11 protein-coding genes and 1 pseudogene are annotated in these 14826 nt (G+C 72.3%); 3 read left to right on the top strand and 9 right to left on the bottom strand.

What is annotated here, in order from left to right:
* Positions 1 to 14: 14 nt before the first annotated feature.
* Both ADL08_RS28835 and ADL08_RS28830 read right to left on the bottom strand, forming a co-directional pair.
* On the bottom strand, positions 15 to 896 hold the full coding sequence (locus ADL08_RS28835) for an SGNH/GDSL hydrolase family protein (RefSeq protein WP_053648139.1): 882 nt from the start codon (positions 894 to 896) through the stop codon (positions 15 to 17).
* Positions 897 to 1188: 292 nt separating this feature from the next.
* Positions 1189 to 1428: pseudogene (locus ADL08_RS28830) on the bottom strand (SMP-30/gluconolactonase/LRE family protein); the annotation flags it as partial.
* Between the two features lie 118 nt (positions 1429 to 1546).
* Here ADL08_RS28830 and ADL08_RS28825 point away from each other — a divergent pair.
* Positions 1547 to 2065 carry a cupin domain-containing protein gene (locus ADL08_RS28825; RefSeq protein WP_053648135.1) on the top strand — a complete coding sequence of 173 codons (519 nt, stop codon included), beginning with the start codon at positions 1547 to 1549 and terminating at the stop codon, positions 2063 to 2065.
* Positions 2066 to 2132: 67 nt separating this feature from the next.
* Here the strand turns inward: ADL08_RS28825 and ADL08_RS28820 are convergent, their stop codons facing one another.
* Together ADL08_RS28820 and ADL08_RS28815 are read right to left on the bottom strand one after the other, a co-directional pair.
* The gene (locus ADL08_RS28820) at positions 2133 to 3458 is read right to left on the bottom strand and encodes a UDP-glucose dehydrogenase family protein (protein WP_053648133.1); all 1326 of its coding nucleotides are present in this window, start codon (positions 3456 to 3458) and stop codon (positions 2133 to 2135) included.
* Positions 3459 to 3765: 307 nt separating this feature from the next.
* Positions 3766 to 5052: an LCP family protein gene (locus ADL08_RS28815; protein WP_078968557.1), complete on the bottom strand. Its 1287-nt coding sequence runs from the start codon at positions 5050 to 5052 to the stop codon at positions 3766 to 3768.
* Positions 5053 to 5182: 130 nt separating this feature from the next.
* Here ADL08_RS28815 and ADL08_RS28810 point away from each other — a divergent pair, with 130 nt between their 5' ends.
* A complete protein-coding gene (locus ADL08_RS28810) occupies positions 5183 to 5716 on the top strand; it encodes an acyl-CoA thioesterase (RefSeq protein ID WP_053648131.1) in 534 nt (177 codons plus the stop codon).
* Between the two features lie 137 nt (positions 5717 to 5853).
* Here the strand turns inward: ADL08_RS28810 and ADL08_RS28805 are convergent, their stop codons facing one another.
* The gene (locus tag ADL08_RS28805; protein ID WP_053648129.1) at positions 5854 to 7236 is read right to left on the bottom strand and encodes an LCP family protein; all 1383 of its coding nucleotides are present in this window, start codon (positions 7234 to 7236) and stop codon (positions 5854 to 5856) included.
* Between the two features lie 263 nt (positions 7237 to 7499).
* Between ADL08_RS28805 and ADL08_RS28800 the strand changes: the two genes are divergently transcribed.
* On the top strand, positions 7500 to 8519 hold the full coding sequence (locus ADL08_RS28800; RefSeq protein WP_053648127.1) for a glycosyltransferase family 2 protein: 1020 nt from the start codon (positions 7500 to 7502) through the stop codon (positions 8517 to 8519).
* A 79-nt stretch (positions 8520 to 8598) separates the two neighbouring features.
* Here ADL08_RS28800 and ADL08_RS28795 read toward each other — a convergent pair whose 3' ends face one another.
* The 4 genes from ADL08_RS28795 to ADL08_RS28780 all read right to left on the bottom strand — a co-directional run bounded on the left by ADL08_RS28795 (position 8599) and on the right by ADL08_RS28780 (position 14716).
* Complete coding sequence (locus tag ADL08_RS28795) at positions 8599 to 10323, bottom strand: LCP family protein (RefSeq protein WP_420709671.1); 1725 nt, start codon at positions 10321 to 10323, stop codon at positions 8599 to 8601.
* 92 nt (positions 10324 to 10415) lie between these two features.
* The gene (locus tag ADL08_RS28790) at positions 10416 to 12179 is read right to left on the bottom strand and encodes an LCP family protein (RefSeq protein ID WP_053648125.1); all 1764 of its coding nucleotides are present in this window, start codon (positions 12177 to 12179) and stop codon (positions 10416 to 10418) included.
* 300 nt (positions 12180 to 12479) lie between these two features.
* Positions 12480 to 13742, bottom strand: a complete 1263-nt coding sequence (locus tag ADL08_RS28785; RefSeq protein WP_053648123.1) for an LCP family protein — start codon at positions 13740 to 13742, stop codon at positions 12480 to 12482.
* Positions 13743 to 13963: 221 nt separating this feature from the next.
* Entirely contained in the window at positions 13964 to 14716 is a 753-nt protein-coding gene (locus ADL08_RS28780; RefSeq protein ID WP_053648121.1) for a TIGR03089 family protein, read from the bottom strand.
* Between the last annotated feature and the right edge of the window lie 110 nt (positions 14717 to 14826).

The raw sequence follows: 14826 nt of genomic DNA, 5'->3' as shown, positions 1-14826 counted from the left end.
AGGCCCTCGCCCGGTCAGCGCGCGGCGGCGAGCACCGCGTCGGCCATGGCCTTCTCGCCCGCCGCGTTGGGGTGGAAGGGCGCCGCCGCGTCGGTGACGAGGGGTTCCATCCAGCGGGTCCCGGCCGGCTTGCAGGCGTCGTGGCCGATGGACTTGGTGTACGTGTCCACGTAGACGGCCCCGTGCGCGGCGGCCTGCGCGGCGATGACGGTGTTGAGCCGCTTGTGGATGTCCCGCAGCCAGGGCGCGTCGCCCTTGGCGATCGTCGCGACCCAGGGGCAGTTGGTGCCGTCGTCGGGAAGGATCGCCGGGTAGCCGGTGACCAGGATCCTGGCCTGCGGGGCGCGTTGGCGGATGCCGTCGAGGGTCGCGGCGATCTTGGGGGCGGTGGCGTCGACCGTGGCGGCGAGCCGGTCGGTGCCCGTCCAGGTGTAACTGCTCTTGCAGGGCGAGCCGCCCAGGTTGAACACCCCCAGGGTCACGCAGCGGACGATGATGCTGCCGAAGCCGACGTCGTTGCCGCCGATGGTGAGGGTCACCAGGTCCGTGTCGGCGCTCAGCGCGTCGAACTGCGGCGGCGCGGACGCGTTCTGCGCGGAGGTCATGTGGACCGTGGTGGCCCCTCCGCAGGTGACGTCCTTGTGGGCGGCGGGGGAGAGCGCGGCGTTCAGCAGGGCGGGGTAGTTGCGGCTGGAGCGCGTACAGGCGGAATCGGTCTGGTCCGGTACGCCGGCTCCCGACGCGTAGGAGTCGCCCAGGGCCACGTAGCGGTCGAACGCGGTGTCGGCGGCTGCGGCGGGGCCGGCGCCGAGGCCGGCGACGGTGGTCAGCAGGGCGGTGGCGGCGGTGACGGCGGCGGCGGCGCGGGTGCGGCGGCTCGGCGGAACTGATCGCATGGCGGTGCCTCTCGTGACGGGGTGAGGGGCGGGCGCCTCCTGGCCGTCGGGGAGGCCAGTCGGCGCGCCGGACCGGCGGCAGAACGGTCCCGTTCGTCTGCCGCCGGACGTGCGAGGGTGCTGCGCGCAGTGTTACCGGTCGGTCGTACTCGCCCGTAATATCGGGCCGACGTGACGAGCCGTCAAGATGTTGCGCATTGAATCGGGTTCGCGGCGGTGCGCGACCCGGTGGCCGGGGCTTCCCGGCGGGAGCCGGGAAGCGGGAGCCGGGAGTTCGTGTCGGCCGGGCGCCTCAGCGCGTCGGACCCCGCCAGGACCTCCGTCCCGGTCCCGTCGGGCGGGTCCCCGTGACGGCCATGAGCACCGAGGAGAGGCTGGTCTCCGCCGTGATGAAGAGACGGTTCCGCTTCGCCCCGCCCCAGGCGATGCCGCACACCGCCTCCGGCACGTTCAGCCGTCCGATCGGCGTGCCGTCGGGGTCGTGGCGGTGCACGCCGTCCGCCATCGCGGCGGCCCGGAGCCGGCCGCCCTCCCCGTGGGTCGCCGGTCCGACGGACGACCCCAAGATCGTCCGTTGGTCCGATGCCCGTCCTCAGGGGCGGGGGCCATCATGCGGACGGAGACCGACGGACCCACCGAAGGAGCGCACCATGTCGTACCCCGAGGACTTCGCGTACCCGGAGCCCCGCTACCACGGCGACGAGGGCGAGGTGAACGCGACCTTCCGTCCCGCCGACACCCCGCCGGACATCTCCTCGCCCGGCGGCGCCACCCACTACCTCGCCACCCACGCCTCGACCGGCGGCGAGTTCGGCTTCTACAAGGTGGACCTCGGTCCCCGGGCCGCCGGCGCCAAGCCCCACTTCCACAAGGCCATGTCCGAGTCCTTCTACGTCCTCTCCGGCGAACTGGAGCTCTACGACGGCGACAAGTGGGTCACCGGCCGCGCGGGCGACTTCCTGTACGTACCGGTCGGAGGCCTGCACGCCTTCAAGAACGCGACCGAGGAGCCCACGTCCATGCTCATGCTCTTCTCCCCGGGCGCTCCGCGCGAGGAGTACTTCGAGCGGGTCGCGGAGGTGGCGCGGCGCGGCGGCGAGGAGCTCAAGCGGTTCCGCGTCCGGCACGACAGCTACTTCGTGGAGGACTTCGAGTCCGGGGCGGAGTAGCGGGTCCGGGGCGGAGCAGCGGGCCCGGCCCGGGCCCGGAACGAGCCCGGCGGGGCCCCGCGGGGCCCTACGCCCGCGGCCGCCCCATCGCCCGGTACGTCCAGCCCGCCCCGCGCCACCGCGCCGCGTCGAGCGCGTTGCGGCCGTCGAGCACGATCCGGGCGGACACCGCCCCGCCCAGCTCCGCCGGGTCCAGCTCGCGGAACTCGCGCCACTCCGTCAGGTGCAGCACCACGTCCGCCCCGCGCACGGCCTCCAGGGCCGAGTCCGCGTACCCCAGGGTGGGGAAGAGGCGGCGGGCGTTCTCCATGCCCTTCGGGTCGTAGACGGTGACCTGGCCGCCCTGGAGGTGTATCTGCCCGGCCACGTTGAGGGCGGGGGAGTCGCGGACGTCGTCCGAGTCCGGCTTGAAGGTGGCGCCGAGGACGGCGACCCGGCGGCCCAGGAAGGAGTTCCCGCCCAGGACCTCGCGGGTCATCTCGACCATCTGGCCGCGCCGCCGCATGTTGATGGAGTCGATCTCGCGCAGGAAGGTCAGCGCCTGGTCGGCGCCCAGCTCGCCCGCCCGGGCCATGAACGCCCGGATGTCCTTCGGCAGGCAGCCGCCGCCGAAGCCGATGCCGGCCCGCAGGAACTTGGCGCCGATCCGGTCGTCGTGGCCGATGGCCTCCGCCAGCTTGGCGACGTCGCCGTCCGCGGCCTCGCAGACCTCCGCCATCGCGTTGATGAAGGAGATCTTGGTGGCGAGGAAGGAGTTCGCGGCGGTCTTCACCAGCTCGGCGGTCGGGAAGTCGGTCACCACGAACGGCGAGCCCTCGCCGACCGGCACCGCGTACACCTCGCGCAGCAGCTTCTCGGCCCGCTCGCCGCGCACGCCGACCACGATCCGGTCCGGGTGCAGGGTGTCGCCGACGGCGAAGCCCTCCCGCAGGAACTCGGGGTTCCAGGCCAGCTCCACGCCCGCCGGGAGCAGGGCCGCGAGCCGCTCCGCCGAGCCGACCGGCACGGTCGACTTGCCGACGACGAGCGCGCCCTCCCGCACGACCCCGGCGAGGGAGGTGAAGGCGGCGTCCACGTAGCTCATGTCACAGGCGTACTCGCCGTGCTTCTGCGGAGTGTTCACGCAGACGAAGTGCACGTCGCCGAAGGCGCCCACCTCCTCCCAGGAGCTGGTGAACCGCAGCCGGCCGCTCGATCCCTCGATGCCGGCCACGTGCTTCGCGAGCAGCTCTTCGAGCCCCGGCTCGTACATCGGGACCCGGCCGGAGGACAGCAGCTCGATCTTCTCGGGGACGACGTCGAGGCCGAGGACCTCGAAGCCCAGTTCCGCCATGGCCGCGGCGTGGGTGGCGCCGAGGTAGCCGGTGCCGATCACGGTGATCTTGAGGGCCATGCGGTACTCCAGAGAGGTCGGGCGGAATGCCTGCCCGAGCATAGCCGTGCCCTGGTCGGGGGCTCGGGCGCACCCTGTCCTCCGGGCCGCCCGGCGCCCCGCCGGGGCCCGTCACCCCGCGCGTACGGGGCCCGTCACCCCGCGCGTACGGGGCCCGTCACCCCGCGCGTACGGGGCCCGTCACGTCCCGCGAGCCCGGGGCCCGTCACCCCGGCAAGCACGGGGAAGGGCGCCCGCGAGCACGGGAAAGGGCGCCCCTCGCGGCGGGGCGAGGGGCGCCCTTCTCCGTACGTCAGGTCCGGCCCGGTCAGCGGTTCGACTCGACCGTGACCTTCTCGTCGTTCCTGATCTGCTCCACCAGCTGCTTCACCTTCGGCATGTCCCACTTCAGGGAGCCCTGCGGCGCGCTGCCCGAGATCGGCATGTTCATGGACTTGCCGTCGCCGCCGCTGATGCCCTTCATCGCGAAGAACATCTTGCCGAGGTCGTACAGCGACATGTCCTTGTCCACGACCAGCGTGTCCAGACCGGCGCCCAGCGTCGGGTACAGCGCGAACGGGTTGAGGATCGTGCCCGGCGTCGCCGCCTGGTTGGCCAGGGCGGAGAGGAACTTCTGCTGGTTCTTCGTCCGCGCCAGGTCCGACTCGGCGAACGCGTACCGGGTGCGGACGAAGGCCAGGGCCTGCTCGCCGTTGAGGGTCTGCTCGCCGGCCTGGAAGTTCGCTCCGGACTTCTTGTCCTTGAAGCCCTTCTCGATGTTCAGCTCGACGCCGCCGAGCGCGTCCACGATGTTCGCGAAGCCGGCGAAGCCGATCTCCGCGTAGTGGTCGATGCGCAGCCCGGTGTTGTACTCCACGGTCCGCACGAGCAGCTCGGGGCCGTCCATGGCGTACGCCGCGTTCAGCTTGGAGCCGCCGCGGGCCTCGTACTTCCTGCCCGACTCGGAGCCGACGAACGACGGGATCGTCACCCAGGAGTCGCGCGGCAGCGAGATCATCGTGTTCCCGCTGGAGCAGGACGCGAGGATCATCATCGAGTCGGTCCGCTTGCCCTCGGCGGAACCGGTGTGCAGCTTCTTCTTCTCCTCGGCCGACATGCCCTCGCGGCTGTCGGAACCGACGATCAGGTACGTGGTGCAGTCGCCCTCGGACGGGCGCTCGATGACCTTGGAGAGGTCGACCTCGTTGCGCATCTGCGAGCTGGCCCAGGCGTACGTGCCGATGCCCCAGGCGAGGACGGCGACGACCAGGACGACCGAGCCGACCTTGATCCGCCTGCGCCAGTCGGGGGCGGGGCCGGTGCCGGAGCCGCCGGGGCCCGGGGGCGCGTACTGCGGGGGGATGCCGCCGCTGCCGTCGCCGCGGCCGCCGCCCTGGGGGGTGCCCCGGTCGCCGCCGTAGACCTGGCCGGTGTTGTAGCCGGAGTCGTAGCCGGTGCCCCGCGCCTGCGTGAAGCTCGGGTCGTGGCCCTGGTCGTAACGGGGCGGCTGCTGCGGAACCTGCGGGCGCTGCACGTGGCTCATCCTGCGGGGACCCTCGGGCTGGGGGTTCGCGGGGCCGCGGCCGTATCCGCCGTCATCGGGCCAGTCATTCATGGGGAACAGTGTGCCGGGCAGGGGTTTCCGGGCGACAGACCGGGTGGAGGATCGGGGCGGTGCTGTTGCCAAGCTGATGCAAAGCGGACCGAACGGGGGCGTCGCGGAGGTCCGGCATAAGGTGGAGGGCATGACAGATCAGGGCGATATCCCGGACAAGCCCACCTCGGCCTCCCGCACCACCCTCAGCCACATCATGACCAGCCACGACACCAACCTCCTGGGCACGGTGCACGGCGGCGTGATCATGAAGCTGGTGGACGACGCGGCGGGCGCCGTCGCGGGCCGGCACTCGGGCGGGCCCGCCGTGACCGCCTCCATGGACGAGATGGTCTTCCTGGAGCCGGTCAGGGTCGGCGACCTGGTGCACGTCAAGGCCCAGGTCAACTGGACGGGCCGGTCCTCCATGGAGGTCGGCGTACGGGTCATGGCCGAGCGCTGGAACGAGTCCACGCCCGCCACCCAGGTCGGCTCCGCCTATCTGGTCTTCGCGGCCGTCGACGCGGAGGGCAAGCCCCGCCCCGTCCCGCAGGTCGTCCCGGAGACCGAGAAGGACAAGCGCCGCAACCAGGAGGCGCAGATCCGCCGCACCCACCGCCTGGCCCGCCGCCAGGCGATCAAGGAACTGAGGGAGCGCCGGGTGGCGGAGGGGTACGAGGACTGAGGGCCACGGGGCCGGATCCCGGCCCCGCCCCCGGTCACGGTCGTACGCCCCGGCCGCGGGCACCAGCCCCGTCTAGGTCTGCGCCCCCCGCCCGGCCACGGGCACCAGCCCCGTCTACGTCGGCGCCCCCGCCCCGGCTACGGGCACACCACCTGGTCCCCCGTCACCGCCTCGAACGGCTTCTCCGGCTCCTCCGCCCGGACCGCCCGCACCCCCTTGTAGTCCGCCCCCACGATCACCCGCAGCGTCCCGCCCCTGCCCGCCACCGCCTTCAGTTCCGCGCCCGGCAGGGCCGCCGCCAGGGACTTTGCCGAGCGGTCCCAGCGCGGGTCGTACTCCACGACCGTGCGCGCCCGCACCGCCCCCTCCGCCGTCCGCGGCGTCCGGGTGGTGACGAAGCCGGTCCCGCGCAGCGCGTCGTCGACCTTCCGGCCGAGGCCGTCCGTCCGGGTCCCGTTGTAGACCTGCACCCGGACCGCGTCCGGCGCCACGTCCACCACGACGTCCTTCGGCGCCTTCGCCGAGGCCGCCGAGGCCGCCGCCTTCCGCGGGGCGATCGGCCGGTCCTCGCGCAGCGCCTGGAAGAGCTGCTGCGCCCTGGCCGCGTCCCACTTCACCGTCGAGCCGATGCCCTTCACCGGGAAGCCCATGTCCCCGACCGGCACGGACACGAACTCCGACGACGCCGGGGTGAAGTCGCGCATCGCCTTGGAGAGCGACAGCATCTGGTCCGTGCCGAAGCCCTCGTCGGCCCGTACGGAACTCAGCATGCTCGTCGCCACCGCCCGGAACCGCACCGGGTTGAACAGCACCCCGCCGCTCGTCACCCGCTCCACCAGCGCCGCCAGGAACTTCTGCTGCCGCTGCATCCGCCCGATGTCGGCGGCCCCGTCGATGTGCCGGGAGCGCACGTACTGGAGGGCCCGCCCGCCGTCCAGCTCGTGGGTGCCGGGCGCCAGGTCGAGCCCGGTGTACGCGTCCTTCAGCTGCTTCGTCGTACAGATCCGCACCCCGCCGACCGCGTCCACGGTCCGCATGAAACTGGTGAAGTCGACCTCCAGGTAGTGGTCGATCTTGACGCCGGTCATCGACTCGACGGTCCGCACGGTCAGCGCGGGCCCGCCCTCCGCGTAGGCCGCGTTCAGCTTGACCGGGTGCGCGTGGTGCTTCTCGCCGGTGGTGAGGTCGGTGTGCTCGGGCATCTCGGTGTACGAGTCGCGGGGCAGGCTCACCACGCTCGCCCGGTCCCGGTCCTGTGAGACGTGCACCAGCATCACCGTGTCGGTGCAGTTGCAGGGCGCGCCGCCGAGCCGGTACTTCGCCCGCTCCTCCGCGCTGATCCGGTCCCGGCCGTCCGTGCCGACGACGAGCACGTTCATCCCGTGCCCGGCCTGCGGCCGGTTCTTCATGTCCTTGAAGGGGTCGACCCGGGTGAGCCCGGTGTCCAGGCCGGTCACCAGGGCGTGCCCGATCCCGCCCGCCGCGAGGACCGTCACGGAGAGCGCCGTCGCCATCCGCATCCCCCACCGGGGCCGCCGCCGCGCCGGTCGCGCCGGTACGCGGCGGGCGACGGGCCGGGGACGGGGCGTGCGGGGCGGTGTGGGCACGGACGGACACCTCCGCGGGTGGGACAAGGGGGCCGTGAGCACCGTAGGCCCATACGATCAGCGCAAGGGGGCGCCACCCGTGCGGCGCGCACCCGTGTCCCCCGTTCGCGGTAACGTGGCGGGCGAAAACACCGTCTCCGTCTCGCGGGGGACACCCCCCGCACCGCCGAGGAACCATGCTGCCCCCCGTCTCCGTGATCATGCCGGTCCTCAACGAGGAGCGGCACCTGCGCAACTCCGTCCGCCACATCCTGGAGCAGGAGTACGACGGCGAGATGGAGGTGGTGATCGCGCTCGGCCCGTCCACGGACCGCACCGACGAGATCGCCGCCGAACTCGTCCGGGAAGACCCCCGCGTCAAGACCGTGCCGAACCCCACGGGCCGTACGCCCGCCGCCCTCAACGCGGCGATCGGCGCCTCACGCCACCCGATCGTGGTGCGGGTCGACGGCCACGGGATGCTCTCCCCGAACTACATCGCCACCGCCGTACGGCTCCTGGAGGAGACCGGCGCGCAGAACGTCGGCGGCATCATGCACGCCGAGGGCGAGAACGCCTGGGAGGACGCGGTCGCCGCCGCGATGACCTCGAAGATCGGCGTCGGCAACGCCGCCTTCCACACGGGCGGCGAGGCGGGCCCCGCCGAGACCGTGTACCTGGGCGTCTTCCGGCGCGAGGCCCTGGAGCGACAGGGCGGCTACAACGTGGAGTTCATCCGCGCCCAGGACTGGGAGCTGAACTTCCGCATCCGCGAGGCGGGCGGCCTGATCTGGTTCTCGCCGGAGCTGCGCGTCCAGTACCGCCCCCGGCCCTCGGTGAAGGCGCTCGCCAAGCAGTACAAGGACTACGGGCGCTGGCGCCACGTGGTGGCCCGCTACCACCAGGGCTCCATCAACCTCCGCTACCTGGCGCCGCCGACCGCCGTCTGCGCCATCGCCGCCGGCGTGGTCGTGGGCGCCCTCGTCACCCCGCTCGGCTTCGTGGTCCCGGCCGGCTACCTCGCCGCGATCACCGCCGGCTCGGTCCCGGCGGGCAAGGGCCTTCCCCTCAAGGCCCGCCTCCGGATCCCCGTCGCCCTCGCCACCATGCACATGTCCTGGGGCTACGGCTTCCTCACCAGCCCCCGCTCCCTCGCGAGGAAGGTCATCGCGAGCCGCCGCCCGGCGGTGACGGCGGGGGAGACGGAGACGGTCTGACGGCCGCACGCGTCCGTGCGAACGGCGACGGCCGGGCCCCGGAAGGGGGCCCGGCCGTCGCCGTGTTCCGTGGGGCGGGTCAGCTCTTCCCGTCCCACTTGTAGACCGAGTAGACGTCCATGCAGTCCGCCTTGTCGTCGGCGCCCTCGGGCAGGTCGCCCGCGGTGTGCGTCGGCCGCTTGTAGACCGTGCCCTCGCGCCAGTCGCCGCCGACGATGAGCTTGATGCCCTCGGCCTTGGCGTCGATCCGGACCGCGGAGTCGGGCAGTCCGAGCGCCTTGGCCACCGACTGGGCGTTCGCCTTGCCCTGGTCGCCGTCGTCCTTGGGGTAGACGACCACGGTGTCCTTGCGGGGGCCGCCCTCGTGGGAGGACTCGGTCTGGGTGAAGCCCTTGCCCTGGAGGGTCTCGGCCAGCGTGCGGGCGCGGCCCTGGACGGCCGGCTCGCCGTTGCCGTCGGTGCCGTTGACGATCGTCACGCCGAAGGAACCGGGGGCGTCGGCGGGCACCTTCGGCTTCGCGGACGCCGTCGGCTTCGGCTTGGCACCGGCCTTGCCGCCGTTCTTGTCGAAGGCGACGTCGTCACGGAGCATCGTCCACATCTTCTCGGCGGACGCCGGGACCATCTCCAGCCACGCGTCGGGATTCGAGGGATAGGGCTTCGTCGGGATCGTCGCCGTCGTCAGACGGTCGAGCTTGACGTTCTTGAGCTGCATCGACAGGTCGAAGAGCCTCTTCACGCTCTTGATCTCGTCGGAGACCTGGAGGGCCCGCGTGGCGGTGTCGGCCAGGCCCATCAGACGGCCGCTGTCGCTCCAGGCGTTCTGGCTCTGGAGCTTCTTCATCATGCCGTTCATGTACATGTGCTGGGCCTTGGCGCGGTTCTGGTCGCTGCCGAACGCGTGCCGGGTGCGCAGCCACTGGAGGGCCTGCTCGCCCTGGATCTCGGTGGTGCCCGCCTTCAGCTTCAGACCGGAACCGCCCTTCACCAGCCTGGTCGACTTGTCGTGGACGCCGGTCTTCACGCAGACCGGGACGCCGCCGACCTCGTCGGCCATCGCGACGACACCGGCGAAGTCGACCATCATCCAGTGGTCGATGTAGACCCCGGTGAGGTTCTCCCAGGTGGTGAGGGTGCAGCCGGGGCCGCCGCGCTGGAGGCTCTCGTTGATCGGCCGGTTGGTCGTGGCCGGGTAGGACGTGCCGTCCTTGTCCTTGCACTCGGGGATCGGGACGACCGTGTCGCGCGGGACGGAGACGATCGAGGCGTTCTCCCGGTCCGCCGAGATGTGCAGCAGCATCTGCACGTCGGCCAGCGGCTTGCGGTCCCTGTCGTTCTTGCCGCCGCCCAGGGCGACGTTCTTCTCGTTGGCCCGGTCGTCCGAGCCGATCATCAGGATGTTCAGCGGGGTGTCGCCCAGCGCGTTCGGCGCGGCCTTCTTGACGCCGCTGTTGCCGCCCGCGCGGCTGCCGCCGCGGATGTTGCCGTTCAGGTGCTCGTAGTACAGGTATCCGGCGCCGGCCGTCCCGAGTATCAGGACCGCCAGGGTGATCGCCACCCAGCGCAGCGTCTTGCGCTTGCCGGGCTTCTTGCCGGAGCCGTTCTTCCCGGCGCCGTTCCTGGGGCGCCGACGAGAGCCGCCGCCCCCGCCGCGGCGGCCGCTACGCGCGTCACCGCCCGCCGCTCCGCGCCGGCGTTCCGCGCGGGTCGTGCCGTCCGGGGACCCGGCGGGGGCGTCGGCGCCGGTAGCCTCGCCGGCTCCGTGCAGGTCGTCGTCCCAGCCCAGTTCACGGGCGCGGGGCACCTCTCCCCGCGTTCCCTCCCCACGTACGCTGCTCTGTCCCACCCCAGGTCCCCTCGTGAATCAGGAGTGCGCCGAGTCCCGGTGTTTCCGGGTCACTTGGCGCACACCTGCTGGTCAGCTGCTACCTTCTCGACGTCCGGCGCCTTTGCCGGACCGGTGACGGGCACCCCCGCGCCCTTGAAGTCGGCGCCGAGGACGAGCGTCATGGGCTCGCGTACCCCGGCATCCTGAGTGCCAGGCTTCAGTGCCGTGGCGGGCAGACCCATCAGGTCCGCGAGCTTGCGGGCCTGGTCGGCCTGGTTAGGCGCATAGGTGAGCGTGGTCTTCGCCGCCTTCTCGGGGGCGTTGCTCTTGTTGGTCGAGCGGAGCACGCCCTGCTCGTTCTGCAGCCAGCTGAGGGTGGACTGGGCCGCCCCCCGGACGCCGCTGCCGTTGTAGACGTCGACGCGCACGTCGGCGGCGGTGGACCGCGTGCCCTTGAGGAGCGCGGCCTGCGCCTGCGACTGGGCGTTCTTGGCGTCCTGCTGCTTCTTCTTCACCTCGGTGAAGGAGACGTCGTTCTGGATCATCCCGAACACCTGCGGAGCCTTGGTGGGGTCGAGGACGACCGTCGCCCTCCTGGCCGGCGGCTCGTCCGGGTTGTCGATCACCGGAACGGTCATGAAGCTGATGTTCTTCAGATCGACCTTGCCGATCTCCTTGGCCAAGGAGGTCAGCTTCAGCGGGCTCCCTATCCCCTTGTCCACCGTGAGCGCCTCGGTCGCCGCGTTCGCGACCGAGAGGAGCCGCGTCGGGCTGCCCAGGGTGTCCTCCTTCAACTGGCGCATCATCGACGCGAGGAACTGCTGCTGCATTTTGATGCGGTCGAGGTCGCTCTCGTTGCCGAGGCCGTGGCGGTTGCGCAGGAACGCGAGCGCCTGCTCGCCCTGGATCCGTTGCTCGCCCGCCGGCAGGTCGAGCTTGGAGTAGTCCATGTCCCGGATGGGCTTGGTCAGACAGACCTTCACGCCGCCGACGGCCGCCGACAGCGTCTTGACGGCGTTGAAGTCGACCATCATGAAGTGGTTGATCCCTATGCCGGTCATCTCCTTGACCGTGCGCATCGTGCAGCCGGGGTCGCGGCCGTTCACGCCGAACGACTCGTTGAACTTGGTCTTCTCGAGCGAGCCGGGGATGACCTTGGTCGAACCGTCGGGCTGCTTCGTGGGGCAGTCCGGGATCTCGATCTTGAGGTCCCGAGGGATGCTCAACGCCGTCGCGTTGGTCCGGTCCTCGGAGATGTGAATGAGGAACGTGGTGTCGGCGTGCCCGGTGACGTTGGTCTTGTTCCCGTAGCTCTCGTTCCCCTCACCGGTACGGACGTCGTTGCCGATGATCAGGATGTTGAGCGGGCCGTCCATGCCGGGCGTGTCGACCGCAGCGTCGCCGACGTCCACCGTGCCGATGTTGCCGTTGAGCTTGTTGTAGATCAAGTACGCGCCGGTGGCGCCGCCCACGAGGACGAGGGCCATCGTGCCGCCGGTCCACAGCAGGGCCTTCTTCTTGCGCGAGGCGCCCTGCTTGGGCCTGCGGCGGCTCGCGGGCGCCGGCCGGCCGCCCCGGGTCTGCTCGGGGACCCTGCGCCGGCGCTGGCCGGGGACGGGGGCCTCGGTGGCGGTGTCCTTCACGGGGGCGTCGGTCGCGGGGCCTCTACCGGAGGCCGCCGTGGGGGCGGAGGATCCGCGGGGCCGGGACGGAGCCGCCGGCTGCTCAGCGGAGTGTTCCAGTCGCAGTTCGTAGTTGCCCGTCTGCGGGTTGAGCACCCACTGGTCGGCGGGGTCGATCTCGTCCGCCCGTCCACGGCTGTGCGCGTCCACGGTTACTCGAGTCCTCCGTCGGTGCCACGCGAGGCGCCTTCCCCACGGGGCGCCGCTCTCTCGGTCGTTCGATCCCTGGTGAGGTGTGACGACCACGTGGTCGGGGTACACCGGATCGGGTCACAGTATCCGCCCAGTTCAGCGCGGGGCGACGTCCGTGACAAATTCCACGCCCCTTACAACCGGGCAATCCGCTCAAACCGCATCCCTCCCCGCCCTCCCCTTGGTTCGCCCTTTACCCGCCCTCCCCGCGACTCCCGTCACACCTCCCCCGTCGCATCCCCCTCGCCGCACCCCCGATCAGGAGCACGCCCCTTCCGCCGCGTTCCGTCCGGTGAACGTCGGCGTCGGGGCCGGGCTCGGCGGCGCCTCCGCGTCGTCGGGCTTCCGGTCCTGGGCCTTCTCCCCGGGCTCCCCGGGCTCCCCGGGCTCTCCCGGCTCCCCGGGCCTCACCACCACGGGCCTGTCCTCCCGCAGTTCCCGGAAGAGCTGGCTCGCGGCGGGCTGCACCAGTTCGTCTCGGTTCGCGTTGTGCGCGTACGGGCGGCGGGGGACCGTGAGGAACTGCACCCGCTCGGTCGGGATCGCCCGCATCGAGCGCGCCAGGTCGTACAGGTCCCGCAGCGAGTCGAGCCCCGCGTCGGTCGTGATCGACTTCGTGGCCGCGTCCAGGACCGGATAGAGCCGGGCCGGGTTCAGCAGCACCCCGTTGCTCTGCACCTTGTTGACGAGGGCGCCGAGGAACTGCTGCTGGCGGTCCATGCGTTCGGTGTCGCTGCCGTTGCCGAGCGACTTCCGGGCCCGTACGAAGCCGAGGGCCTGCTCCCCGCGGAGCGTCTGGCGTCCCGCCGACAGCTTCAGGTGCGCGTCGGCGTCGTCCACGGACTCCTTGAGGCAGACCTCCACCCCGTCCACGGCGTCCACCATCTTCTTGAAGCCCTGGAAGTCGATCACCATGTGGTGGTCGACCCGCGTCCCGGTCAGCTTCTCGACGGTACGGATCGTGCACGCCGTACCGCCGACCTCGAAGGCCAGGTTGAACTGCGCGAACTGCTCCCGGGTGCGGGTCCCGTCGGCCTCGCGGCAGCTCGGGACCGTCACCATCAGGTCGCGGGGGAGGGAGACGGCGGTCGCGCTCCTCCGCCCCGCCGACAGGTGCAGCAGGATCATCGTGTCGGAGCGCTGCGTGCCCTTGTCCCTGCCGTACCGCCCGTTCCCCTCGCCGGACCGGGTGTCCGAGCCGATGAGCAGGATGTTCCGGGCGGCCGAGGAACCGGCCGGCGGCCGCTCCTTCTCGTACCTGCGCAGCTCGTCGGCGGCGGTGGTGTCCGTGGTGATGTTGCCGTCGAGCTTCCGGTAGAACCACCAGCCGGCCCCGGCCGCGCCGAGGACGACCACCGAGACGCCGAGGGCCGTCCAGCGCAGCCAGTGGCGGCGGGGCCCGCCGGCGGCCGGCCCCTGCGGGCCGCCGCCCGCCGCGTCCTCCGCCCCCGCGCCCCCGGGCTCCCCGTCCCCGTGCGCCGGGGGGTCCGGTTCGGCGGGCGTGCCTGAGCGGTCCGTCACGTCTGCGTCCGTCCTTCGTGGCGTCGGCGGCGCGTCGGACGGCCGCCGGCCGTGGAAGGAGACGGCCGGGCCCGACGCGTGGTGGTGCGGAAGGAGGCGACTCCCCCCGGCCGATCATCCACCGGACCGGGCGCGCGAACCCGGGGACCCGGCCCGTCACTGGGCCGAACGGGTGCGGTTCCACCGGGTCGTACGGCAGCGGGGGCCGTGAAGCACCGCGGTCACACGGCGGTGCCCGTCACCCGCTCGCTCTCCACCCGCTTCTCGAACGCCTCGGGCGCGAGCCGGTCCAGGTTCCGGCAGAGCACCACCGAGCCGCCGGCGGCGAGCGGCGCGTACAGGCCGGTCGAGACGCCGGCCCAGTCCCCGTAGCCGAGCCCGGAGAGCAGCCGGGAGCCGGGGGCGAGGCCGAGCGTCGCCGCGTCCACGCGGGCCTGCTCGACGAGCTCGACGCCACTGCGCTCCGTGCCGTCGACGACCAGGGCGGGGGCGTCCGGATCGACCGGTACGAACGGGGCGAACCGGTCGCCCTGGCTCGGCACCTCGACCGCGTAGTCCGCGTAACCGGCGGGCGGCGCGGGGAACCGGCGGCCCAGCGGCGCCAGGGAGAGCGCGATCCGCTCCCCGGAGCAGGCCAGACCCGCCTCCAGCGCCTCCGGGCCCGCGACCACGACGTCCGCGCCGGCCGGGTCGCCGCCGAGTTCGGCGGTCACGCCCACCGAGGAACAGGCGAGCAGCCAGACGGCGGTCTGCCAGTGCGCGGGCAGCAGCAGCGCGACCCGGTCGCCGGGTCCGGCGGACAGCTCGCCCTGGATCAGGTTCGCCGTCTTGGCCACCCAATTGGCGAAGGTGGCGACGGACAATTCCACCCGTTCACCGGTGGCGTCGTCGTAGAAGGTGACCAAGGGGCGGCCGGGGTCCGCGGCGAGCGCGGATCGCAGCAGGTCGGCGGGGGTGCGGTCGCTGGCGTTCACGCCGGACAGCGTACGCGGCAGGGCCCGCCGGGGTCCGCCGTACCGGTGACGCCGTCCACCGGTCGGACCGATCGGCCGCCGCTTTCCGGGCGGTGTCCCGCCGCGCGGAA

Source organism: Streptomyces sp. NRRL F-6492 (assembly GCF_001280125.1).
GTDB lineage: Bacteria > Actinomycetota > Actinomycetes > Streptomycetales > Streptomycetaceae > Streptomyces.
The sequence above is the reverse complement of the archived record's forward strand: the minus strand, read 5'-3'. Positions and strand labels throughout refer to the sequence as shown.